This window comes from Chryseobacterium sp. CBSDS_008 (assembly GCF_049959325.1).
GTDB lineage: Bacteria > Bacteroidota > Bacteroidia > Flavobacteriales > Weeksellaceae > Chryseobacterium.
The window spans coordinates 3,425,823-3,449,748 of record NZ_CP188202.1 but is presented as its reverse complement, the minus strand read 5'-3'; the positions used below and the strand labels follow the sequence as shown (position 1 = coordinate 3,449,748).

The 23,926-nt window shown below is 37.2% G+C and carries 19 protein-coding genes; 8 read left to right on the top strand and 11 right to left on the bottom strand.

Annotated features, from left to right (window positions below):
* Window positions 1-527 precede the first annotated feature (527 nt).
* The 4 genes from ACP3T3_RS15645 (at window position 528) to ACP3T3_RS15630 (ending at window position 5,121) form a co-directional block, all read left to right on the top strand.
* Window positions 528-2,876 carry a M14 family metallopeptidase gene (locus tag ACP3T3_RS15645; protein WP_426476746.1) on the top strand — a complete coding sequence of 783 codons (2,349 nt, stop codon included), beginning with the start codon at window positions 528-530 and terminating at the stop codon, window positions 2,874-2,876.
* A 221-nt stretch (window positions 2,877-3,097) separates the two neighbouring features.
* Window positions 3,098-4,018 carry a helix-turn-helix transcriptional regulator gene (locus ACP3T3_RS15640; protein ID WP_426476745.1) on the top strand — a complete coding sequence of 307 codons (921 nt, stop codon included), beginning with the start codon at window positions 3,098-3,100 and terminating at the stop codon, window positions 4,016-4,018.
* A 53-nt stretch (window positions 4,019-4,071) separates the two neighbouring features.
* On the top strand, window positions 4,072-4,689 hold the full coding sequence (locus ACP3T3_RS15635; protein ID WP_426476744.1) for a hypothetical protein: 618 nt from the start codon (window positions 4,072-4,074) through the stop codon (window positions 4,687-4,689).
* Window positions 4,690-5,121, top strand: a complete 432-nt coding sequence (locus ACP3T3_RS15630) for a nucleoside deaminase (RefSeq protein WP_426476743.1) — start codon at window positions 4,690-4,692, stop codon at window positions 5,119-5,121.
* 124 nt (window positions 5,122-5,245) lie between these two features.
* Here the strand turns inward: ACP3T3_RS15630 and ACP3T3_RS15625 are convergent, their stop codons facing one another.
* The 5 genes from ACP3T3_RS15625 to ACP3T3_RS15605 form a co-directional block, all read right to left on the bottom strand.
* The gene (locus ACP3T3_RS15625) at window positions 5,246-5,773 is read right to left on the bottom strand and encodes a GNAT family N-acetyltransferase (RefSeq protein WP_426476742.1); all 528 of its coding nucleotides are present in this window, start codon (window positions 5,771-5,773) and stop codon (window positions 5,246-5,248) included.
* Between the two features lie 70 nt (window positions 5,774-5,843).
* Entirely contained in the window at window positions 5,844-6,602 is a 759-nt protein-coding gene (locus tag ACP3T3_RS15620; RefSeq protein WP_426476741.1) for a type III pantothenate kinase, read from the bottom strand.
* A gap of 327 nt (window positions 6,603-6,929) precedes the next feature.
* On the bottom strand, window positions 6,930-8,768 hold the full coding sequence (locus tag ACP3T3_RS15615; RefSeq protein ID WP_426476740.1) for a M1 family metallopeptidase: 1,839 nt from the start codon (window positions 8,766-8,768) through the stop codon (window positions 6,930-6,932).
* Between the two features lie 214 nt (window positions 8,769-8,982).
* Window positions 8,983-9,453, bottom strand: a complete 471-nt coding sequence (locus ACP3T3_RS15610) for a DUF1572 domain-containing protein (RefSeq protein ID WP_426476739.1) — start codon at window positions 9,451-9,453, stop codon at window positions 8,983-8,985.
* A gap of 110 nt (window positions 9,454-9,563) precedes the next feature.
* Window positions 9,564-11,255 (bottom strand): DUF6909 family protein, encoded by a 1,692-nt coding sequence (locus tag ACP3T3_RS15605; protein ID WP_426476738.1) that lies wholly within the window; start codon window positions 11,253-11,255, stop codon window positions 9,564-9,566.
* 303 nt (window positions 11,256-11,558) lie between these two features.
* Here ACP3T3_RS15605 and ACP3T3_RS15600 point away from each other — a divergent pair, with 303 nt between their 5' ends.
* Together ACP3T3_RS15600 and ACP3T3_RS15595 are read left to right on the top strand one after the other, a co-directional pair.
* Window positions 11,559-13,754: a glutamine synthetase III gene (locus tag ACP3T3_RS15600; RefSeq protein WP_426476737.1), complete on the top strand. Its 2,196-nt coding sequence runs from the start codon at window positions 11,559-11,561 to the stop codon at window positions 13,752-13,754.
* Window positions 13,755-14,092: 338 nt separating this feature from the next.
* Window positions 14,093-14,803, top strand: coding sequence for a C40 family peptidase (locus tag ACP3T3_RS15595; protein WP_426476736.1), 711 nt, complete (start codon window positions 14,093-14,095; stop codon window positions 14,801-14,803).
* A 175-nt stretch (window positions 14,804-14,978) separates the two neighbouring features.
* Here ACP3T3_RS15595 and ACP3T3_RS15590 read toward each other — a convergent pair whose 3' ends face one another.
* The 6 genes from ACP3T3_RS15590 to ACP3T3_RS15565 all read right to left on the bottom strand — a co-directional run bounded on the left by ACP3T3_RS15590 (window position 14,979) and on the right by ACP3T3_RS15565 (window position 21,351).
* Window positions 14,979-15,560, bottom strand: a complete 582-nt coding sequence (locus tag ACP3T3_RS15590) for a pentapeptide repeat-containing protein (protein ID WP_426476735.1) — start codon at window positions 15,558-15,560, stop codon at window positions 14,979-14,981.
* 115 nt (window positions 15,561-15,675) lie between these two features.
* Window positions 15,676-16,905, bottom strand: coding sequence for a rod shape-determining protein RodA (rodA, locus tag ACP3T3_RS15585; RefSeq protein WP_426476734.1), 1,230 nt, complete (start codon window positions 16,903-16,905; stop codon window positions 15,676-15,678).
* Window positions 16,902-18,947 (bottom strand): peptidoglycan D,D-transpeptidase FtsI family protein, encoded by a 2,046-nt coding sequence (locus tag ACP3T3_RS15580; protein WP_426476733.1) that lies wholly within the window; start codon window positions 18,945-18,947, stop codon window positions 16,902-16,904. The genes rodA and ACP3T3_RS15580 overlap by 4 nt, the downstream gene beginning before the upstream one ends.
* The gene (locus tag ACP3T3_RS15575; protein ID WP_426476732.1) at window positions 18,944-19,450 is read right to left on the bottom strand and encodes a rod shape-determining protein MreD; all 507 of its coding nucleotides are present in this window, start codon (window positions 19,448-19,450) and stop codon (window positions 18,944-18,946) included. The genes ACP3T3_RS15580 and ACP3T3_RS15575 overlap by 4 nt, the downstream gene beginning before the upstream one ends.
* Window positions 19,443-20,297: a rod shape-determining protein MreC gene (gene mreC / locus ACP3T3_RS15570; protein ID WP_426476731.1), complete on the bottom strand. Its 855-nt coding sequence runs from the start codon at window positions 20,295-20,297 to the stop codon at window positions 19,443-19,445. Before mreC ends, ACP3T3_RS15575 begins: the two co-directional genes overlap by 8 nt.
* A 28-nt stretch (window positions 20,298-20,325) precedes the next feature.
* On the bottom strand, window positions 20,326-21,351 hold the full coding sequence (locus ACP3T3_RS15565; RefSeq protein ID WP_045491741.1) for a rod shape-determining protein: 1,026 nt from the start codon (window positions 21,349-21,351) through the stop codon (window positions 20,326-20,328).
* 404 nt (window positions 21,352-21,755) lie between these two features.
* Here ACP3T3_RS15565 and hemA point away from each other — a divergent pair, with 404 nt between their 5' ends.
* Both hemA and hemC read left to right on the top strand, forming a co-directional pair.
* Window positions 21,756-23,030 carry a glutamyl-tRNA reductase gene (hemA, locus tag ACP3T3_RS15560; protein WP_426476730.1) on the top strand — a complete coding sequence of 425 codons (1,275 nt, stop codon included), beginning with the start codon at window positions 21,756-21,758 and terminating at the stop codon, window positions 23,028-23,030.
* Complete coding sequence (gene hemC, locus ACP3T3_RS15555) at window positions 23,017-23,925, top strand: hydroxymethylbilane synthase (protein ID WP_426476729.1); 909 nt, start codon at window positions 23,017-23,019, stop codon at window positions 23,923-23,925. The genes hemA and hemC overlap by 14 nt, the downstream gene beginning before the upstream one ends.
* The last annotated feature ends 1 nt before the right edge of the window (window position 23,926 follow it).

Sequence of the window (23,926 nt, the reverse complement as noted above, 5' to 3'; positions counted from 1 at the left end):
GTTTTTATGAACAGATATGAAAATATGTTGTATTGCTTTAAAAGATGCAAAGTTTAAAAGATGAGAAAGTTCTTCAGCTGCTTATTCCCAGCTGGAGGACTATTTTTTAAACTCTATTTTTTTTCGGGATACAAAAATGTGAAGTATATTAAAATAGTCAGTTTTATTTATGGCCGATGGCAGTCAAGAGAAAATCTTTTGAGAAAAGTATTTTGAATTTTGTTGTCCGCTCATTACTGACTTTTTCCAGTAAGAAAATTATTGAGGGTGAATTTCATTCTTACTTCATAAACCTATCATTAAATAAAACACGTCAAGTTTTGTCGTTTTCCCGCCCTACTTTTGAAGCACAAATAGAGAAACAAAAAACAATCATAAAATTTTGACTAATCCTTAAACTCAGCATTCACGACATGCTGAACAGCCACAACTATGTCTGAGAGTCTAAACCTTGAAACATAGCCGGCTTTAAAGACTGAACCTCTCTAACTTAACCTATTTAATACAAAAAATCACCCAATTTTATTATGAAAACAAAAGAAGACTTAAAACGATACTTCGAAAACGGAGATATTCCAGTACAGGAAGAATTCTGGGAATGGCTGGATTCTTACTGGCATAAAAATGATCTGATCCCATTAAACCACATTCAAAATAGTGATCAATTAATACAGCAAAACAGCAGTTTTAATGATTATATCAATCCAACGCTGGAAGTTGGTGCACTGGCAATTTCCGGATCTGCCGGATTTCCCACAGGATCAACCATAAGAGGAAGAACGGAGTCTTTTTTAGATATCAGCTATGCCGCTCAGATTGAACTTCTGGGAGATATGTTATTGCAAACTATTTTCTATTATACCGATACAAATGTTTTTATTTCAAAACAGGATATAAACGCAAAAACATTTACGCCAACCATTCCTGCAACAGCAAAGAAATGGAAGGTTTCCCTGCATCATACTGACAAAACGCAAACAGTTACCCAACCCGAATTAAATGCAATTAAGATTAATTGTTACTCATCTAAGTCAATCACATTTAATGATATTGTAGAAAATGCAAAAGCTTCTATAAAAGTCATATCAGAATACAATGATTTAGAAATTAATTTAGGAGAAAATATTCCTACAGAAATCGGCAGGATAGCAGTAAATAATGGTTTCAATTCTACCTCTGATACAGGGATAAGAACAGCTTTAATTCCGGTAGTTTCCGGTAAATATTTGATTAGCCAGAAAGCAGGATATAAAATTTCCCGTGTTGTTTTCTATAAGGATGGAATATTCGCTAACCAGAATGTTACGACCAATGACTTTTCAGTAGATAATGCAAGCGCTAATCAGGTGAGACTCGTTTTCGAAAAAAATATTCCAACGGATATTATCACAGAGCAGGAACGTCTTGATTTTACATACGTTGTAAAGAATATCAGTGCCAGTAAGTACGATCAGTTACTAAATGAAAGTAAAAAAAGTAAACCTCTTCCAGCTGCGATTTATACGATCAACGAACAGGTTGGCATCCTAAATACCAATGACACCGACATCAACTTTGATTTAGCTAATCGTAAGATCATAATTTCCGGTGGAGCAGTCATTGACACGGGAAACACAACTGTAGGGAGAATTAGTTTGCCTGCCTCAGCTTCGGGTATAGATATGCCTTCTGCTATAACAGCCGGCGTTGTATTGTATAATAAAACCAACAATACAATCATTGTTCAAAGCCAGACATCTGCACCTTTGTTAAACCATTTGGTTTTATTTACTTACCGGTATAGCGGTTCATTTGCTGGTTTTTACGTTACCGGCCTGAAAAATTATTCTGTAAACGGAGTTCCCGTATCTCAAAAGGATACACGGCAGATGAATAAATTTGCAGTCGATAATTTCGGAATTAAATATTGGAATGCTCCGGTTTATACCGCCTTCAATCCTTTAACTCTTACATCAGATGTACTTTACCCCATGTATGATCGTATAATAGCGCCTTTCTCAAATCATGTTACAAAGACAGTTATCGGTCAGACAGAAGGGCCAATACCTTATGACATTTTGCGGATTGATATTTCATTTAACAGAAAAACGCCGCCAACACAAAGGCGCAGAAAGCCCCGTATATTTGTATGTGCAGGAACACATGGGGGTGAAAAATTATCTGTTTATACAACCTATTTATTCTTTAAACTGTTGCTTGAAAATCCTAATAAGGATGAGATGATAGATGCGTTACGTACTAATTATGACTGGACATGTATTCCACTGGTTAATCCATATGCATTGAACGTTGGAAACGTTGGTGGTACAGAATCAGTAAGATGGAATCATAATGGCGTAGATATTAATAGAAACTTTGATTACCGATGGTCCGAATATGCTGACGGCGGACCTGGCTCACAATCTTATAAAGGTACTGCTCCGTTTAGCGAAAAAGAATCACAATTGGTGAGGGATACTTTTAATGCTGTCAAAACAGATACGGTATTATTTATTGATTGCCATAATTTCGGATCAGGAGTTAATATTGATTATCGGGCTGCCTGGTTTGCGTCATCATTCAATACTGTTCAAAATGCCATATACTCATTGTGCGACAGATTAGATGCTGAAATAAGAAAACGATATAGTTATTTAGCAGATAAAGATCTGCTTGCTTTTTCCGATATTGACGGCAGCTCTCCGATGTCTCAGGCCTGGATGGGAAACCAGCAAATCGTAGCAATGACAATGGAAACAGATCAGGGAGACTTTTACAACCCGACAGATTCCTCATCATTTAACAGCAATGTTATTACAAGAAGCATAGAGACATATGTAAATACATTTTATTCTTTAGGTAAATATGCTGTTGATTTTTATAACAACAGGACATAGTAAATGACGTACCAAAGAAATAAATTCAGATATATTTAAAGTACTACTTTGCAGAATTGTATGATCTGCAGAAGGTTGTACATTGATTACCTTAAGGATATTTTCATATAAAGTTTCCACAAAAAAATAAAACACGACACGTTTTGTCGCATGAACCGCATATATTTGTCTTATAAAACTTTACCATGAATGCAGCCCTGCTGCACCCTAAAAATAGAGAAATGAAAAAAGATTTTTATCTGACAAGATATGCCTTAATTATTAAAAGATTAGAAAGTTCTCCGGCTACTTATTCCCAGCTGGAGGACTATCTTTTAAACTCTTTTGAATTCCAGGATGCAGGAATCAAGAGTTACTCTATCCGTACCCTGCAGAGGGATATCCGGGAAATTTCCGATCTTTTTAACCTCTCTATTCACAACAAAAAAAAGGGTGACAACCGGTATTATATTGAGAGCCGCCCCATTATGGAAGTGGATGAATACAATCAAAAACTTCTGGAATCTTTCCAGGTGAGCAATGCCCTGAATCTACATCCCGATTTTTCAGATTTTATCTTTTTTGAAAGCCGTAAACCTACGGGTGTAGAACATTTTTATGACCTGTTCTTCGCTATCAGAAATAAAAGAGTGGTAAGTTTTGAACACTATAATTACAAAAACAAGTTGATGACTTCCAGAAAAGTGCATCCTTTAGCTTTAAAAGAATCCAAAGACCGGTGGTATCTCATTGCTATTGATACAAAAGACAAAGTTTTAAAATCATTCGGGCTGGATAGAATCAATTATCTTGATGTGGCCAAAAATCAGTTCAGGGAGAAGTATAAATACAACTTCAGGGAGCATTTTAAAAATGCATTCGGAGTGATGAATCTAGCAGAGCAGAAACCACAGAATATTGTATTGAAATGCAGCCGCCATCAGGGAGAATATATCAGAAGCTTTCCTCTTCACCAATCACAGAAAGAGACCAAAGAAACTCCGGAAGAGATCTATTTTGAATTCTTCCTCCATCCAACTTATGACTTTATGCAGGAGCTTCTTTCTTATGGAAAAGAAGTAACCGTTCTGGAACCGAAAGGTTTAGTTGATGAGATCCGCAATCATCTGCAGGAATCTTTGAACCGCTATCTTGAAAGCTGATTATAAAAACCATATTTCATATTTTTTGTTATATTTACATAAATATACCCTTATTGAAAACTTTATTCATTGGCATCAGCTGCTTTATCTCTTTCTTTTGTCTTGCACAGCAGAAAGAAGAGTTCAGACTTGTAAAGAGCTATTATAACCAGCACAGAAATATGCTGAATAAAGAGTTCAAAAAGAAATTTGACGCAGAATCCAGCACAGTAAAAAAGGCTGCGATAAAAGGTGACTTTCTCTTTTTTATGAAAAAAATGGACAGCATTGAAAACAATGCGCTGATCGGAGCTTTATTAAAAGTCAGAAACCTGGAAGATCTCCAGACCATCAAAAATCCCGGATTTACCTCATCTGAGAAGCTTTCAGATGCTGAAAAGATTGCAGATTATCCTGGCGGAATCAATTCGTTAAGGCAGGAAGTAGCCAATCTGCTGTATGTTGACGGGGTATATTCTGAAGAAAAACTGGTAAAAACAGATGTTGCTTTTATTGTAGAAAAAGATGGTACTGTCAGCAATGTTCATGCGCAGGGTAATAATTTCACATTCAACAGGCAGGCAGAAATAGCATTGTATTCTCTGGCAGAAAAATTTTCTCCGGCAATGATAAAAGGTGGTCCTACGATCTATCGCTTTAAACTTCCCCTAACTTTAACGATAACAGACTAAATGTTTACCGACGAATATTACATGAAAATGGCGCTGCAGGAAGCAGAGGCCGCTTTAGAAAAAGATGAGGTTCCTATCGGGTGTGTGGTGGTTTCCAATAACAGAATTATTGCAAGAGCCCACAATCTCACTGAAACACTGAACGATGTTACCGCCCATGCTGAAATGCAGGCCATCACTTCAGCAGCCAATTTTCTTGGAGGAAAATACTTAAAAAACTGTACACTGTATGTAACGATGGAGCCTTGCGTGATGTGTTCAGGTGCACTTTCCTGGTCGCAGATTTCTAAAGTAGTCATCGGAGCGCGTGATGAACAGAGAGGTTTTATCAATAAACATCTTTCTCTGCACCCTAAAACAGAAGTTATCACAGGAATCATGGAAGCTGAATGCTCTTCTATTGTGAAAGATTTTTTTAAAAGTAAAAGATAATCTGCACATCCAACGAAGAAATGATAATAGCAATATAAAGAGGCTGTCTCAAAAGCCAAATAATTTTGGTTTCTGAGACAGCCTCTTTTTTATAGAATCCGGAATAATTTCATATTCCTTCTAATTAATCTTTAAAAACAGAATACCTTACAATATCAAAATATTCTCCGTCTTTTTTCATTTCCTGTTTCAGAACAGCTTCCTTCGTCATTCCTATTTTCTCCATAATTCTTCCTGATGCCGGATTATGGAGGAAATGGGTAGCAAAAATTTTATTAAACTCTAATTTTTTAAAGCCAAAATCTACAATCGCTTTTGCCGCTTCTGTTACCAATCCTTTATTCCAGTAAGGAATTCCGATCCAGTATCCCAGCTCTGCTTTATCATCATCCCTGTCATGCAGCCCAATAGCCCCCATGATCTGGCCTTCCTTATTCCGGATAGCAAAAGTATATCCTGTTTGATTATCAAAAGCTTCTTTTGCCATTTTCAGCCAGGATCTGGCATCATTTTCCACGTATGGATAAGGAATATTGGAGGTAAGATCAGAAAAAATCCTGTGCTGAAGATATTCAACGATAAAAGGAACATCTTTTTCTTCCAGTTCTGAAAGAATCAGTCTTTCTGTTTGTATGATAGGAAATTTTTCCATGATATGAGGTTAAGGTTGTGGGTAAGACTAAAGTATAAGCTGGACAAAATCTCAACCTTAATCATTTAATTTATAAATCTTTTCCGAGGAAATAGAGTCCTTTTAATGTATGGAGCCTGTCCATCACATGAATCTTATCTGTCAGAGGCTTGTAGACATGGGAAACCCCTCCGGTTGCTACTACAAAGCAGTCATCATTCACTTCTTCATTGATGCGGTCTACAAAACCTTCCACCATTCCCAGAAAGCCATACACCATACCGCTCTGCATACAGGTTACCGTATCCAGTCCCAAAACAGATTTTGGCTTTTTCAGTTCAATATCCGGAAGCTGTGCCGTCTGGTTGATCAGTGAATTCAGAGAAGTAACAATTCCCGGAGCAATAATTACCCCCAGAGTCTCCCCTGTTTCCGCTACACAACTCGCTGTAAGAGCCGTTCCGAAATCGATCACTATTTTTTTCCTTCCCGGATACAGATTGTGTGCAGCGACAAGGTTGGCATAGATATCCGTACCCATCTGCTTGGATTTTGCCTGTACCGCTGAAGGAGTATTCCTATCGATGATCACAGGAGTAGTTCCGTGGATTTTTTTAATTCCAGAGCTCATCACTTTGGTCAGCTGAGGGACTACCGATCCGATAATGACCTTATTGATTTCTTTAGGTTCGATTTTATAGGTCTGATAAAGCATCAGCATCTGTACATAAAGTTCATCTGCTGTTCTGTAAGGTTTTGTATTGATGACCCACGAAATATCACAATTATCGCCATTGAAAAGCCCAAATCTGATATTGCTGTTCCCTACGTTGATTACGATTGAATTCATTGACATATTTTTCAGAAGAAATTCATGATATATAATTTGAAATTCCTGCTTGATTTTAAGGGACTAAATTTAATCATTTTTATAAAAACCAGCCTCCAATCTCTTATAAATTAAGCCTATCTTAAAAATTATTCTATAAAAACTTTTTTATACATAAGAGGTTCCGCTTGACAACAGCATGGTAAAAGGTATCAAACCCATTACAGGAAATCAAATACGATGTATTGAAACATGAAACAAGTATTTTTTTAAAAGCGGATAGTCTTTTTAAATTAACCGGCGCGGAAATAAAATTTCCGCGCCGGTTATATTATGATTTTGTATGGATTATTTCACTTCTACAAAATTATTCTCCATATTCACATCTGCAATTCTCTGGCTGAAGTCAATTCCCAGAGCAGACAACTGAGATTTGGTGTAAGGAATGGTAAGGGTATATTCTTTCTGAGTCCATGGCCAGTAAGGCATTGTTTTAAAATCACCGTAAATATCTTTTTCTTTCCATGTATGTGTCATATTCAATGGAATCTGGTAAGTAACAATCTTCTTATCCGTTGTCATCACACTGAAATCTACCGGCATCGGGACCTGACCATTATTGACTAAGGTAATCGTTGTAGATTTTGCATCGTATTTTACCTCTTTAATTCCATAATCAATCGTTTTTGTTGTATTGATCCAATAATTATGGAACCATTTCAGGTCCATCCCGGAAACTTTCTGTGCAATGTGAAGAAAATCCCTGTCTGAAGGATGCTTCATGCTCCATTGATCATAGTATTGTTTTAAGGTTTCCGCAAGATTCTGCTCTCCCATAATATACCCAAGCTGCACCAGGTATAACTCCCCTTTTACATAAGAAGCATAGGTATAAGCTGTACCATTATCATGGTGGTCTCCCAACCACACAGCCGGTTCTTCAATTCCTTTTTTAATAAAGTTTCTGTAGGCATCCACTGTTTTTGCAAACGGATTCGGCAAATCTTCTGGGAATAACTGATACATGGTATATCCTTCCGCATAGCTTGTGAAACCTTCATCCATCCATGGGCGTACAGATTCGTTAGTGGCAAGCATCTGCTGATACCAGGAGTGAGATCCTTCGTGAGCCATTAAACCCATTAAGCCTTTAATATCCTTCGCTTCACCTAAAATCATCGTACACATTCCGTATTCCATGCCGCCGTCTCCTCCCTGGATAAATGCATAGGTTGGATATACATACTTTCCAAAGTGGGCATTCATAATCTGGAAATACTTGGTGATATAAGGCTGTGATTCTCCCCAGGCTTTTGTTTTATCATTTTTCTGATATACCAGATATACTTTCGGTCCTTCGGGAACATTAAAGCTCTCTACGGAATAATCCCTGTCTGCACTCCATGCAAAATCAAGAATGTTTTTTGCCGTCCACTTCCAGGTTGCCTTTTTATCCTTTCCTGTCTTTATTTTAGCATTGGCATCATAGCCTTTTACTTCTGCAGGATTCTCAAGAATACCTCCTGCTCCCACTACATACTCTTTATTGATTGTAATGGTAACATCAAAATCGGAGAACGGTGCGTGGAATTCTCTTCCCAGATAATCAAAAGTTGCCCACCCGTCATAATCGTATTCTGCAATTTTCGGATACCACTGCGTCATCGTCATATCTACACCTTCCCTGTTGTTTCTTCCGCTTCGTCTGATCTGCTGGGGAATCACAGAATCCCAGTCCATCGTAAAGGTAGTTGTGGAATTCGGTTTGACAGGCTCTGCCAGATATACTTTCATAATGGTTTCCTGAACTTCAAACTTCAGATCTTTTCCATTTTGTTTAATCCAGTGGATATTCTGGGCACCTTCCTGGTCTTTAGGAATGGAAGCCAGCCTGGAAACTCCGTCTTTCTGCAGTCTTCCGTCACCATTTTTCCCTTGGGAAGCTACTCTCTGATCCATCATAGAATTCGGTTTGAAAGCATTCCAATATAAATGGAAATAAACCACTTTCAGCTCATCCGGCGAATTGTTGGTGTATTCTATAGTTTGTTTTCCCTGATAGGTAAATTTTTCAGCATTGACATCAATATCCATCTTGTACTTCGCAGCCTGCTGATAATAAGCTCCTTGCTGAGCCTGAAATTGTGAAATGATAAACGCAAAAATGATTGCAGCCGATTTTCTCATTTAAAATTTTATTTTTTTTAAAGGTAGGTAATTTAGACAAAACCCTCAAATAGGAGTTATTCTGGAGTTTTATTCTGTTTGCTGTGGTTTTAGATGGATTTTAATCTGATTTGTTAAATTCATTTTTGAGCTTTCTTGAAATGATCCTTGTCAAGGTTTCAAACCTTGACAAGGATCACCGATTCACAGCTTTCCAAAGATGTTTCGTCTATTTTCAGACGCTTTTTAATAATTTTTTGATTAGAGTAACCTGTCCCAGATGATAATAGCTATGCTCAATCATCCCATCGATATTTCTTCGGTAGGTACCGTATTTTTCATCAACGAAAACCTCATCAAGTTTAGAATCGGGCATCTGTTCTAATAATACGGCAAACTTTTCAGAATCTGCCCAAAGCTTATTCAACAACTCTTCCCATTGATCCTGAGATTCTATGGGAGGAAGATCAAAACTGAATTTATCTTTGATCTCAAGACCGCCGCCTTCAAAAACATTGACAATTCCGGCAATATAATAATCAATATGAAAAGTGAGCATTGCAATGGTGTTTAAAGAATTTATCTTTGTCACTGCCTGTTCCCAGCTTATATCCGAAAGCTGATCTTTAAAATTGGTATTGGCAATCCAGAGACCATCCAGCAGAACCTCTCTGAATCTTTTTGATAATTGTGACACTGAACTCATAGTGATATCATTTTTGTCTTCTAAGATACATAATAATGATTCTCCTCAGACACAAAAAAGCCTCAGGCACAAAATGCATCTGAGGCTGATATTATAATTTTAAATTACAATTATTTTTTAGCAGAAGCTTCTTTTTTACCGCTTCTTAAAATCTTTTCAAGGATTCTTAACGTAATCAGATAAGTCGGTTTTACTCCTGTAAGTCCAAGACCTCCTGAAGATAATGTACTTCCTGTTTCCAACGGATTATCTGATGCATAATAAGCATAACATACAAAAAGATCTGGTGAAATATGATGCCTGATTTTGGAAGCTACCTGAATGGCTTTCTGATAGTGCGCTCCCTCCATTTCAAGACCGATTGCCTTCCAGGAAGTATTCATAAAATAGGAAAGGATATCTTTATTCTGCAGGGAAGTTCCAAGAACAGTAATCATTGGCCCCTCAAACGCCTTCAGCTCATCATCTACAAAATCTTCCAGCTTTAAAGCATTTTCAAAAGGATAATTATCAGCAGTTCCTTCAAAAATATGAGAAGTAGGAATCATGATATCTCCTTTTGCTCCGTTAAGAATACCTGCCTTACCCATGATGGACACAGATTTTACATGCATCATGTATACTTCTCCTTTATGTTCAAAAGGTCTGAGAAGCTCATCCATTACTTCGAAAGCCTGTTCGCCAAAAGCGTAGTCGAAAACCATCATGACATCATCTCCGCCGAACTTGCAATCTGCAAATGGTGTGTTTTTTAAATCTGTTTTGCTGAGGTCAATAATCTGAACATCAATATTACTTCCACTCTTGTCCGCAATATAAATCAATCCTTCATCCAACGCATATTTCAAAACCTTATCACGAAGTTCTTTTTTGTTGGAAATCTCTTCATACAATTTATAGTCTACTTCATGATGCTGTTTCTTTTTAAGTGCATTATTGGCATACAGCATATTTTTCACCGAGTGCATATTGGCAGAAATAATATGCAGCGGACGCATGTGAAGGTTGTTTTCAAACAAAACCTCTTTTACTTTATGGGCCCATTTTTCACCAAAATAATGGTGTCCTACTCTCTCCTTTAATATAGCACTGAAATGAATTTCTCTTTCTCTGCTTCCTTTTGCATCCTCAAGACTTACTTTTGCTAAGTTGTAGATGATTTTGAATAAACGGTCAGGATTATGATCATCCCCGAAAGTATTATAAGCTCTTAACGTTTCATCAAAAGATCTTCCTATTAAAGAAGAAAGATGAATAAGTGCCACCTCTTTTTCTTTTCTGCTGTATTTCTTTTCACCCTTTACTACCTCTTCAATAATTTTGAAGGCACGTGTCGGCTTCCAGTTTTCATCCTGGATAAATGCCAGGTTACGGATTTTATCAGCTTCTATAAACAGGAATGTAAGGTGTGTAAGAATGTCATAAATTTCGGAACGGCCCAAAAGAACCTCAATATTCATCTGGTGTTCGTCTATTCTATAACAGTTTCTTCTTCTTTTCTTGGGAACAATAGGTTCGAAACTTCCTTTATCAAAACCTTCATCAGATGTAAGATGAATAAAAGCACATTCTTCAATTCCTTCAGGAAGCCTGTCCAGTACATACATCAAACCGTCCAGCTCCAGTTTGCTTGGAATATTCATGGTTCCATAAATTTCCGGATTGATGGTCTTTAACAAACTTCTGATACTCTCTCCTGAAACTCCTCCCGGCTTGAAAAATCCTCTATAAAATAAGTGTCTCATAGAGATATATAGTCTTTCAATAGCCTCTGTGGTTTCTCTTGCTCTAGAATTTGTCATAAAATAAATTTCACACAAATATACAAAATCTTTACCCACTTTATTTTAACTGTCTTTTAATAAGTCGCTTAATCCCACAGAATTATTGTAAATTGTACACCATATAATATATTTACTTTATACTGTCCAAAACAAGCTTAGAATCTCACATTTTAAGTATTAAATCTCCAAACACCCCACTCAAAAAACACCAAACAACTGTTTAAGTTGTATAAATTTTCATAACACCCCTTAAATTTTTAGGGTTAAAACATTTTCAATTCATTTTTTTTGTAAATTTGCCCTGTAAAAATCAACCCAATTATGTCAACCTTAAGATTCAAAGCATTAGAAACCCTGCCATTTAAGGATTTCAGAAAAGACAACTCTGTGGAAATCCCTGCGAAATTATCAGAGCTGTTCTGTAAAAATGTTTTCTCAGAAGAAACCATGAGAGAATATTTAACGAAAGAAGCATTCGGTTCTATTATGGATGCGATTAAAAAAGGAACTAAGATCCAGAGACACATTGCAGACCAGGTAGCTGTAGCAATGAAAGACTGGGCAATGAGCAAAGGTGTAACACACTACACGCACTGGTTTCAGCCTCTGACAGGCACTACTGCAGAAAAGCACGACTCATTCTTCACTCCAATTGAAGGAGGAAGAGCTATCGAAAGATTCAGTGGAAACATGCTTATCCAGCAGGAGCCCGATGCATCGTCTTTCCCTAACGGAGGTATCAGAAATACTTTTGAAGCAAGAGGATATACAGCCTGGGACCCTACATCTCCGGCATTCATTATGGGAACTACATTATGTATTCCTTCCATCTTCATCTCTTATACAGGAGAAACATTAGATTATAAAGCACCTCTTTTAAGAGCGCTGAACGCTGTAGATGAAGCTGCAACCAATGTAATGCAGTATTTTGACAAAAACGTAACTAAGGTAACTCCTACTTTGGGTTGGGAGCAGGAATATTTCCTTGTTGATTCAGCTTTATATCAATCCCGTCCGGATCTTGTATTAACAGGTAAGACACTACTAGGACATTCTCCGGCAAAAGGACAGCAGCTGGATGACCACTATTTCGGCTCTATTCCTACAAGAGTAATGAACTTCATGAAAGAGCTGGAAATTGAGTGTATGAAATTGGGTATTCCTGCAACAACAAGACATAATGAGGTTGCACCCAACCAATTCGAGCTGGCACCCATGTTTGAAGAAGTGAACGTTGCGGTAGACCACAACTCTTTGTTGATGGATATTATGGCTAGAGTAGCTCACAAACACCACTTCCACATCCTGTTCCACGAAAAACCTTTCGCAGGAGTAAACGGAAGCGGAAAACACAATAACTGGTCTTTAGCAACAGATACTGGAGAAAACCTGTTAAGCCCTGGAAAGAATCCAAAGAAAAACTTACAGTTCTTAACATTCTTTGTAAACACCATCAAAGCTGTTCACGAGTATGCAGATCTTTTAAGAGCAAGTATTGCTTCTGCAAGCAACGACCACAGACTTGGTGCCAACGAAGCGCCGCCGGCAATTATTTCCGTATTTATCGGAAGCCAGCTGTTCAGAGTTTTGGAAGAACTTGAAAAGGTAACGAACGGAAAATTATCTCCGGAAGAGAAAACAGAATTAAAATTAAATGTAGTTGGAAAAATTCCTGAAATCCTATTAGATAATACGGACAGAAACAGAACTTCTCCATTTGCATTTACAGGAAATAAATTTGAAATCAGAGCGGTGGGTTCTTCTGCAAACTGTGCAGAGTCTATGACGGTAATGAACACTATTGCTGCAAAACAATTAAATGATTTCAAGAAAGAAGTTGATGCTTTAATTGAAAACGGTCTTAAGAAAGACGAAGCAATCTTTAATGTATTGAGAGAATACATCAAGCAATGTAAAAACATTATGTTTGAAGGTGACGGATATTCTGATGACTGGGCAAAAGAAGCTAAGAAAAGAGGATTAAACAACCTTAAAACAACTCCTGAAGCTTTAAAACAGGAAATGGATAAGAAATTCCTGGATCTGTATGAGGAGATGGGAATTTTCAACCACAGAGAAGTTGAGGCAAGAAACGAAATTAAATTAGAAAAGTATTCTACCGTTATTGATATTGAAGCAAGAGTGTTAAGTGATATCGCAAGAAACCACATCATTCCTTCTGCATTAAACTATCAGAACAGATTAATTGAAAACGTAAAAGGTCTTAAAGAAATCTTTGGTGACAAAGAATTCAAATCTTTAGCAAAGGAGCAGATGAGCTTAATTACAAGTATCTCTGAAAATGTTTCTAAAATCAAGCTTGGTGTTGAAGATCTTATCAAAGCCAGAGAAGCCGCAAAAAGCATATCAGACAGCCAGAAACAGGCAGAAAACTACTGTAACAAAGTAAAACCATTATTTGACCCGATCAGAGAAGCTTCTGATTCATTGGAAATGATGGTTGACGATGAGCTTTGGCCAATGACAAAATACAGAGAAATGTTGTTTACAAAATAACACCTGTAAAGTTCCATATTAGTTTAAATTCCTCGGTTTTCCGGGGAATTTTTTTGTTTTATTAACAGTCTTGTAAATGAGGGCTTTAAATTATAAAACCTGATATATAGAAGAAATTCGATTGGGTTTGTTAAAGAATCTTAATAAAAAAAACCGCACACTTACCAAAAACAGGCCGTTGCGGTTTATTTTTCTTTAACATATGTAAATTATATGTTAAAATGTGTTAAAATAAGATCCTGACAATTATCATATCAGGGGTCTTTTGTTCGGAATCTCTACTTTTGTAATGCTTTTGAAAATAAATATTCCTTTTTAACACGGATAATCAAATATATATGAAGAAAAGAGTTTTGTTTTATTTAGTTGCTTTAGTTACTACAGTTTCATTGCAATCGTGTGCTACAAATTATGTGGTTTCAAAACCAGCAACTTACACAAAAGAATACAAAACAGATGCCAAACTAGCTTCTATAGATAACAAAAAAATAGAGCAGGATAAGCAGAGACTTATTGACTCTTTCCTTGCGGAAAAGGCGGCATCTATCGCTAGTGCTAAAAAAGCAGTTAAGAATTCTGAGATTGCAAAAGCAGTCAAATATAATAAAACCATCGACGGTATCCTTGAAGAAGCTGAAACATACCTTGGAACTCCTTACAGATACGGAGGAACAACCAGAAACGGTATAGATTGTTCAGCTTTTGTTCTTTCCGTATTCGGGGCAGCAGCAGGTCTTAGCCTACCAAGAGTAGCGGCATCTCAGGCGCAGGAAGGTGAAAGAATTGAAAAAGGAAATCTGCAGAAAGGAGATTTGATTTTCTTTTCTCATGGAAGAAGAATTTCTCACGTAGGTATTGTAGAAAGTGTTTCTGAAGAAGGAGAGATCAAATTTATCCACGCAGCAACATCAAAAGGAGTAATGATTTCTTCATTGAATGATTCTTATTGGGGACCTAAATTCAGATTCGCTAAAAGAGTGATTAACGAAGAAGGAGAAGCTTACAATAACTTAGCCTCTGCCACTCCCGCTACACCAGCAAATTTTTAATTTTATAAATAATTGATTTAAATAATGAAGCCATCAGAAACCTGATGGCTTTTTTATGTACGTTATGTAGGATAAGTTGTTTCAGCTAACGTCTTGTGGGTAAATTATTAAAAAGACCCACTCCTATTGAATCAATATTTATATTTTATGAGCAATCGATACACGGCCGAAGACATTAGCTGCTCTTATCAATTTCAATATCCAGTTTATACAGCAATCCATATATTTCAGAAAGCGAAAATTTAGCCTTTTTAAGCCTGTTTAAAGCTGGATCTATCGAATAGCTGACCGAAGACCTGAAATCTGCCTTTTCGAGGTTTGTACCGTCAAAAACAGCACCTGACAGATCGCAATTACTGAAAACCGCATTTGATAAATCACATTCAGTGAAATCTACCTCAACCAGCCTGGAATTTTTGAAAATAGTTTTCTTAATAGATGCCTGATAAAAAACCGAGTTATTTAAGGCACTTCCTTCAAATTTAAAAGACAATCCGAACGGATTACAATCTGTAAACTGCAGACCGAACATTTTACATTCTTTGAAAATCACATTATGAAAGGCTGTCTTCACAAGTTTTGCCATGCTGAGGTTGCATTCGATAAATTCACAGTCTGTAAAGCTGAACCCGGACAGGTCTGCATATTCAAAATTACAGTTTCTGAACATACAGTTTTCATACTCGCTCTTTTCTACAGAAGGTTGCGTGAAATCTTTGCTCTCGAAATTTTCATCTGAGAAATAGAATTGTTTCATAAAATGTATTGATGAGATTTATATTTTCTCTCGTTGATTTTGAGATGGTTCCGATTTATTTTGAAATGATTTTTAAACAAAATAATGGCAATCTTCCATCATCCAGCTTCTTTTTCTACACCAAACTGTTCTTATCTGAATAATTAAGTTTAAAGAAAATAAAAGTCATCATCGAGAAAGCCAATAAAGAACTGCCCCCATAACTGAAATACGGAAGAGGAATCCCTACGGTTGGGAAAAGCCCCATAACCATTCCTAAATTGATTGAAAAGTGCATTAACAGAATCGAAGCAAAGCAATATCCGAATACGCGGTTAAAAGTAGATTTCTGCTGCTCTGCCAGATAGTATATCCTGCCGATATACACCATATAACACAGGATAAGCACTGCACTTCCTACAAAACCCCATTCTTCACCTACCGTACAAAAAATATAATCCGTTTCCTGTTCCGGCACAAATTTTCCCTGAGTAACGGATCCCTCACGGTAACCTTTTCCCCAGATTCCACCCGATCCGATAGCTGTTTTGGAATATAACAGGTTGTATCCGGAAGTATCTCTGAATGCCTTTTCACCTTTATAAAGAACCTCAATTCTTTCTCTCTGATGCTTAGGCAGTTTTTCTAAAATATAAGGAGATCCGAAAGCCAGCCCGCATAACAAAAGAATGGATCCTAAAATTCCTGAAATAGAAATCACATCCCAGGACATCCTGTGATAGTTCATAGCAATCAGAACACCGGCAATTACTAAAACCGCTATGGCAACATAAACAGGAGGAACAGCCAATGATATCAGAAAAACACCGGCAAAAATAAATCCGACAGTGAATAAAAGACCGCTCAGCCCTTCTCTGTATAATGCAATGAAGAATGCGATAAACACAAGCATGGATCCTACATCCGGAATGGCAAGAACTACTGCTGCCGGAATCCCAATAATGGCCAGAGTAGTCCATAAAGACTTTCTGTTCTTAAGATTAAAATCAGGTCCGGAAACATAGTTGGCAAGCATCAGCGCTGTTCCTATTTTTGCAAACTCTACAGGCTGCATGGTAAAGCTACCGAATTTGTACCAGTTCTTCTGTCCCAGGATTTCTTTACCAAACGGGAAAAGGCCTATCAGCAGCAAAACTCCGCCGATATAAATAATCCCGGCCATATTCTCAAAGAATTTACTTCTGCTAAAGAAGATGATAAGTCCCACGAATAACGAGATACAGAAAAACACTAATTGTTTTTCACCCAGTTTCTGGTCAACACTGTAAATATTTGCAATCGCAAAAATGCAAAGCAGGAAATACAGCCCAAGGCCCAGTTTATCTATTCCTTCAGTCCATTTCATTGCTTCACAGGTTTTTTAGCAGTTTTATTTTTTTTAGCGTCCTCTTCTATTTTTTTTTGTAGTTTGGCTTTTTGCTGTTTCACCAGCTCCAGACTATCCTTTATTTTTTTCTGTTTAATTGAATCAGGTTTAGGATCAACGTACAAACCTTTACGCTTCAAATCGGCGATCCACTGTCTTTTATATTCCGGCATAAAGCTCGAGGTGATCATTTTTTTGTAAAGATTTTCTCTTTTCAAATCACCGGTAATATACTTTTCAGCAATCACCGTACAGGCCGGTCCTGCCCATGTAGCTCCGAATCCTGCATGCTCCATTACTGCAACGACTACAATTTTAGGTTTTTCAGCAGGGGCAATCAATACAAAGATAGAATTATCCTTTCCCTGTGGCACCTGCGCGGTTCCTGTTTTGGCTAATTGTGTAAAGTCGTTGGATTTCAAGCCTCTTGCTGTTCCTCTCAAAACTACGGCTTCCATACCTTTTAGTACGGGCTCAAAATGTTTTGGATCAACCAACGTTTTATGCTTAACCTTAAATCTTGGATCAGGATTAGGTTTTCCATCAATACCTTTTACAATGTGAGGGGTATAATACCAGCCTTTATTAGCAATGGCTGCAACATAATTGGCCAGCTGGATAGGCGTCACCAAAACATCACCTTGTCCCATCCCGTTATAAATAGCACCGGTAGACATCTCATCCCAGTTTTTAAAATCCTTTCTCTGGGAACCGCTGGCTTTCATGATGGCTTTAAACCTTTTTTCATAAAAATCACCCGATGGTATTCTTCCTCTTGCTCCCACAGCAAAGTCATTATTTAAAAACTCCCCAACCCCAAAACTGCTCATGATCTTTTTCCATTCATCAACACCTTTTGAAGGATTTCCAGGGTACTTTTTGATTATGGCAATAAATGCATAGGTAAAAAAACAGTTACTGGAGACCTGAATGGAAGGAATGAGCGGATCTGCTCCACCATGGCCTTTAATTCTTTTACCTTTATAGAAAAATCCGCCGCCACAAGGGAAAATAGTTTTTTCATCCATTACTCCCATCTGCATTGCAGCCAGGGCAGTCAACAATTTAAAAGTTGACCCCGGAGGATATCCCGCCTGTAAAGAACGATCAAAAGTGGGTTTATTTTCATAAAGCGTATCTTTTGATAAGGCATATAAATTTTTTGACTTATTAGGACCGGTGAAAAGATTCGGATCAATATCCGGTCCGGTTGCAGCAACCAATACTTCCCCGTTATTAGGATCTAAAGCAACAATTGCTCCGTGTTTGTTCACAAGCATTTCTTCAGCAGTTCTCTGAAGGTCATAATCAATAGTTAATGTAATATCCTTACCCGTAACTACATCTTTATCCAAAGCCCCGTTTTTATAAGAACCGATATTCCGGAGTCTGATATCTTTTTGGATATATTTCACTCCTTTTACACCACGAAGTTCTTTTTCGTAAGATTTTTCAACTCCCGTTTTTCCAATGAAATCTCCCGGTAAATAGTATACAGAATCTTTTTTTATTTCGCGTTCATTGACCTCACTGGTATATCCCAAAAGGTTCCCTGAAGTAGAAACTTCATATTGACGCTGAGGCCTTTGTACGATAGTAAAAGCCGGATATTTAAAAATAATTTCCTGAACTCTTGCAATATCTTCTCTGCTCAGATCCTTCAGAAATGTCATTGGAGTCAGCTTGGAATAATACTTCTCCTTTTTAATAACATCAATTCTTTTGATAAAATCAGCTTTGGAGATCTTCATCAGACTACAGAATCCCAATGTATCAAAATCAGGCCGCATTAAAGCCTGTGTAAAAGAGATTTCATAAGCAGGCTGATTTCCTACCATGATTTTACCGTTTCTATCAAAAATAACTCCACGCTGGGGAATGACATATTCGGTTTTGATGGAAGTATTCGCTGCATTTAATGCATAGCGGTCTGTAAATAACTGCAAATAAGCAAGCCTCGCCACAAAAATAAGGGCGATGACAACAAGGATGGAAAAAATTTTTAAATAACGTGTGTTCAAACTTTTTGTTTGATTTTAAATATTAATGCGTAGATGACTATAAAGATAAACGAAATTACGCTTGTCACCAACACATTAAATAATATTTCAAAAAACCTGCTAAACTTAAAGAACTCAATATACTGTACTAAAAGCTGATGCAGGAAAATACTTGAAAATAAAAACAGTAAAAACTGCGTCCATTGAAGGGACTGAAAAGAGAAAAAATCCGTAGAGGTATCTGTAGAGGTCCTGAAAATCAACGTCCTGAAATATGCAATCAGTGTTGTTGCAAATGCATTGATTCCCCATGTAGAAAGAAAGCCGTCAATAGCCAGCCCTATTAGAAAACTCAATGCCAGGAACTGAAATTTATTTCTGAAAAACGGATAGAACATGACAAATACGGGATATAATACCGGAGTATATTTCCCGAATAGCGTAATCCTGTTCAATACAAATATCTGTAATGCAACAAGAAAAATCATGATCAATATATCGGTAAATAAAGTCCTGCTAATCATTTTCTTTTTTTATTACAGCCTGCATAGTATCCTGAATCTTCTGCACTTCTGCTTTCTTAAGATTCTTCACTACATACACTTTACTCAATGCACCCATTTTTTCACTCAGCTCAACGGATATATCCCAGAAGCCGGTTTTATTATCTACAGAATATCCTGCAATAGTACCAATGGTAACTCCTTTAGGGAAAATTGCAGATTTACCGTCTGTAACAACGGTATCACCTACTTTTAGTGCAACATATTTTGGAATGTCTGCAAGGTGCATCACCCTGGAGTTGTCTCCATTCCATGTTAAAGTACCGAAATATCCTGAATTTTTGAGTGCTGCATTAATTCTGATCTTGTTTACACTTAACACGGACTGCACCAGTGCATAACTGTCTGTAGAATTAATCACAATTCCCGCAATACCTCTTGGCGCCATTACTCCCATTTGAGGAAAGACTCCGTCTCTGCGGCCACGGTTGATTGTAAAATAGTTATTTCTTCTGTTGATACTGTTGAAAACAATTTCTCCATCAACAAAAGTATAGATCTGCCCCCCGCCAATGGTATCATGAACTCTCCTGAAAACAGGATTTTTTGATCCGTCTTTTCCATAAAGCTCAGTCATAAGGGCTTTATTCTGAGCTACAAGATCTTCGTTGATCTGTTTTAGCTTCAGATAAGAAACTCCTTCATCAATATATCCGGAAACCCAGGAATTGAAAGCAGCAGTCTGCCCCGCAATCCAGGATTTCTGCATGGCATTTCTGGAGAATATCAAAACCAGAGCAATAATTTGCAGGAATATAAAGAAGACGAAAAGAGTATTCTTCGAAAATAATCTCAGCAAAAATCCCATTCAGATATAAAGTCGTAAAAAGTTAAAATTATTTAATTAAGAAATTGAACTTATCCATATTCTTAAGCGCAATACCTGTTCCGCGAACTACAGCTCTTAACGGATCTTCAGCAACAAATACAGGAAGACCTGTCTTTTTATGGATTCTGTCCGCAAGACCTCTTAATAACGCGCCTCCTCCTGCAAGATAAATACCTGTCTTATAAATATCAGCAGCCAGTTCCGGCGGGGTAAGAGAAAGTGTTTCCATTACAGCATCTTCGATTCTGATAATCGATTTGTCTAATGCACGTGCGATCTCTTTGTATCCAACCATAATTTCTTTAGGCTTACCTGTAATAAGGTCTCTACCCTGTACCGGGATGTCCTCGATATCTACATCAAGATCTTCCACTGCAGAACCTACTTCAATTTTAATTCTTTCAGCGGTTCTCTCTCCGATATAAAGGTTATGGTGGGTTCTTAAGTAATAAGCAATATCATTGGTAAATACGTCTCCGGCAATTTTTACAGACTTATCACATACAATACCTCCCAAAGCTACCACAGCAATTTCCGTAGTACCACCACCGATATCGATGATCATATTTCCTTCAGGTTTCTGTACGTCGATCCCAACTCCAATTGCAGCTGCCATTGGCTCATAGATCAGTCTTACTTCTTTTGCGTTTACTTTCTGAGCAGAGTCTCTTACGGCTCTTTTTTCTACTTCAGTAATACCAGAAGGGATACAGATTACAATTCGTAATGCCGGCTGAATGAATTTACCTTTGATCCCAGGAATTTTTTTGATAAATTCCTTAATCATATGTTCAGAAGCGTGGAAATCAGCAATAACCCCATCTTTCAAAGGACGGATGGTCTTGATATCCTCGTGAGTTTTACCTTGCATATGCTTAGCCTGTTCCCCTACAGCAATGGGTTTACCCGTAGAACGTTCAATTGCGACAATTGACGGTTGATCTATAACAATTTTATTATTATGGATAATAAGGGTATTAGCCGTTCCCAGGTCTATCGCAATTTCTTGCGTAAACATATCAAATAAACTCATATTTTTCTTCTGATTTTAAGTTTACAAAGATATAAATTTAACACTACTAAAGAAATTTCCCACTAACTTAATTTGGTTAAAATTTTATTAAAATTTATAATTCTTTATTAACTTTCAGTTTAGACATTTACAGACATTGAGTTCAACTAAAATTAATGGGATGTTAAAAGGGTAAAAAAGAGCAATCATGAAAGCACAAAAAGGCCGGCAAAGTCATGAGTTTTAAGACAAAAACATCATCAAGTGATAGAGGAAGCTGTTTTACATTTTATCATGCTGTCTTTCTGCCTCACAAACCGTTTGTGGATCTTTGCTTCCCTTAACTTTTATAGTTTTTTACGATAATTATCATATACACTATCAGAGAATGATTAATTAAAAAAATCGTAAATTTGCGACTGCTTATGTTACAGTATTCCAACATTCATCAAACGTCAAATTTTGCCGTGCTTTCAATAAGCTACGAGAAAGCCGACGTAGAAACCAGAGGAAAGTTTGCATTCTTTGATGAGAATATCAAAAACTTCGTTTCCAGGGTCCACCAGGAAGACCTGGGGGATGCATTTGTGGTTTCTACCTGTAACAGGACTGAAATCTACACCACGTCTCCCAATTATCTTTTGGTTGCTGAAGAGTACTGCAAAACGATTGGGGTACAACTTACGGATTTTCTTCAATTTGCCAATATCCTTACAAAAGAAGAAGCATTGATTCATCTTTTCAGAGTTGCTGCCGGTCTTGAAAGTCAGATTATCGGAGACTTTGAAATTATCGGACAGATCAAAAAAGCATACAGCCGTTTCAAAAAAGAGAGACAAAATTCAAATCCTTATCTGGAAAGAGCAATCAATGCAGCTATTCAGATTTCGAAAAGGATAAAAAATGAAACCGGTATTTCCAATGGCGCAGCTTCTGTTTCTTATGCTGCAGTTCATTATATTTTAAACAGCCAGAAAAGGATCACTGAAAAAAATATCCTTCTTTTGGGAGTAGGTGAAATTGGACAGAACACGGTTGAAAACCTGGTAAAACATGTCTATCAGCCGAAAATTAAAATTGCCAACAGAACTCAGGAGAAAGCTGAAAAGATTTCCCAGAAATATAATATTCCTCACGTTGATTATTCTGATTTTGACCAGGAATTAAAAAATACTGATATCCTTATTGTAGCAACAGGAGCGAAGCATCCTATTGTCAACCAGTCGCATTTCCCGAACGGAAAAGAAACGCTGGTCATTGATCTTTCTATTCCCCATAACGTTGAAAAGAATGTTACTGAAAACAAAAATGTAACATTGATTGATGTAGACGAGCTCTCAAAACAGATCCAGGAAACAATTCAGCAGCGCGAAAAAGAAATCCCAAAAGCTGAAAAAATTATTAAGGAACTGATGAAAGACTTTCTTGAATGGGAAAAAAAGAGAAAGCTGGCACCCAATATTCATCATTTCAAAGCGGTTTTAAAAAATATGGAACGCAATGAAATGCATAATTTTTACAAAAAAAATAAATACATAAACATCACGGACATGGAACTTTCTGACAAAATGATCCAGAAAATCACCAACCGTTTTGCAAAATATATCATCGACAATCCTTTAAAAGCCGAAGAAATTAGTAAATTAATGCACGAAATATTAGTTGAACAACCAAACAACGAATTCAATGAAAAGCATTAGAATCGGAACGAGAAATTCCGCACTTGCACTTTGGCAGGCTAGAGAGGTTGCGAGGCACCTTCAGAACAACAATTATTTAACGGAAATTGTTCCTATCGTTTCTTCCGGCGATAAGAACCTTAACCAGCCACTTTATTCTTTAGGAATTACCGGGGTTTTCACAAGAGACCTTGATATCGCCTTATTGAATGACGAAATTGATATTGCCGTTCATTCTTTAAAAGACGTTCCTACTCAATTGCCTCAAAATATTGAGATGATTGCTTACCTGGAAAGAGATTATCCACAGGACATCCTGATCAGAAAAGAATCTGCAAGGAATAAAGAGTTCCATGAGCTTAAACTTGCCACCAGCAGTTTGAGAAGAAGAGCTTTCTGGCTGAGAAATTATCCGACTACTGATTTTTCGGATATCCGAGGAAATATTCAAACGCGACTTCAAAAACTGGAAGACGGAGATTTTGACGCAACCATTTTATCTTTGGCCGGAATCAAAAGAATGAAAATGGAAATCGATTATGAAATGCTTCCATTAATGATTTGCGCTCCATCTCAGGGTGTAATTTCTGTGGCAGGACATACCGGCAAACCGGAGATCAACGAAATTGTACGCCAGATTAATCATAACCAGACTCAGATCTGTGTAGAAATCGAAAGAAATTTCCTGAGCACTTTAGAAGGAGGCTGTACTGCGCCTATCGGAGCATTTGCAGAAATCATCGGCGACCAGATCCGCTTCAAAGCAGCACTTTGTTCTCTGAATGGGAAAAACTGCATTGCTGTGGATGAAAACTTTGTGTATACTCCAACAGAAAATTTTGGAGAAAAGTTTGCAAAAGTTGTTCTTGAAAACGGAGGAAAAGAATTAATGGCAGAAATCAAAAGCCAGATCTAAT

What these genes read in the sequence shown, in the direction of transcription:
- ACP3T3_RS15645 (WP_426476746.1), top strand. Translation starts at nt 528, where the DNA reads ATGAAAACAAAAGAAGACTTAAAACGATACTTCGAAAACGGAGATATT.
- ACP3T3_RS15640 (WP_426476745.1), top strand. Translation starts at nt 3,098, where the DNA reads ATGAAAAAAGATTTTTATCTGACAAGATATGCCTTAATTATTAAAAGA.
- ACP3T3_RS15630 (WP_426476743.1), top strand. Translation starts at nt 4,690, where the DNA reads ATGTTTACCGACGAATATTACATGAAAATGGCGCTGCAGGAAGCAGAG.
- ACP3T3_RS15625 (WP_426476742.1), bottom strand. Translation starts at nt 5,773, where the DNA reads ATGGAAAAATTTCCTATCATACAAACAGAAAGACTGATTCTTTCAGAA.
- ACP3T3_RS15620 (WP_426476741.1), bottom strand. Translation starts at nt 6,602, where the DNA reads ATGAATTCAATCGTAATCAACGTAGGGAACAGCAATATCAGATTTGGG.
- ACP3T3_RS15615 (WP_426476740.1), bottom strand. Translation starts at nt 8,768, where the DNA reads ATGAGAAAATCGGCTGCAATCATTTTTGCGTTTATCATTTCACAATTT.
- ACP3T3_RS15610 (WP_426476739.1), bottom strand. Translation starts at nt 9,453, where the DNA reads ATGAGTTCAGTGTCACAATTATCAAAAAGATTCAGAGAGGTTCTGCTG.
- ACP3T3_RS15605 (WP_426476738.1), bottom strand. Translation starts at nt 11,255, where the DNA reads ATGACAAATTCTAGAGCAAGAGAAACCACAGAGGCTATTGAAAGACTA.
- ACP3T3_RS15600 (WP_426476737.1), top strand. Translation starts at nt 11,559, where the DNA reads ATGTCAACCTTAAGATTCAAAGCATTAGAAACCCTGCCATTTAAGGAT.
- ACP3T3_RS15595 (WP_426476736.1), top strand. Translation starts at nt 14,093, where the DNA reads ATGAAGAAAAGAGTTTTGTTTTATTTAGTTGCTTTAGTTACTACAGTT.
- ACP3T3_RS15590 (WP_426476735.1), bottom strand. Translation starts at nt 15,560, where the DNA reads ATGAAACAATTCTATTTCTCAGATGAAAATTTCGAGAGCAAAGATTTC.
- rodA (WP_426476734.1), bottom strand. Translation starts at nt 16,905, where the DNA reads ATGAAATGGACTGAAGGAATAGATAAACTGGGCCTTGGGCTGTATTTC.
- ACP3T3_RS15575 (WP_426476732.1), bottom strand. Translation starts at nt 19,450, where the DNA reads ATGATTAGCAGGACTTTATTTACCGATATATTGATCATGATTTTTCTT.
- mreC (WP_426476731.1), bottom strand. Translation starts at nt 20,297, where the DNA reads ATGGGATTTTTGCTGAGATTATTTTCGAAGAATACTCTTTTCGTCTTC.
- ACP3T3_RS15565 (WP_045491741.1), bottom strand. Translation starts at nt 21,351, where the DNA reads ATGAGTTTATTTGATATGTTTACGCAAGAAATTGCGATAGACCTGGGA.
- hemA (WP_426476730.1), top strand. Translation starts at nt 21,756, where the DNA reads ATGTTACAGTATTCCAACATTCATCAAACGTCAAATTTTGCCGTGCTT.
- hemC (WP_426476729.1), top strand. Translation starts at nt 23,017, where the DNA reads ATGAAAAGCATTAGAATCGGAACGAGAAATTCCGCACTTGCACTTTGG.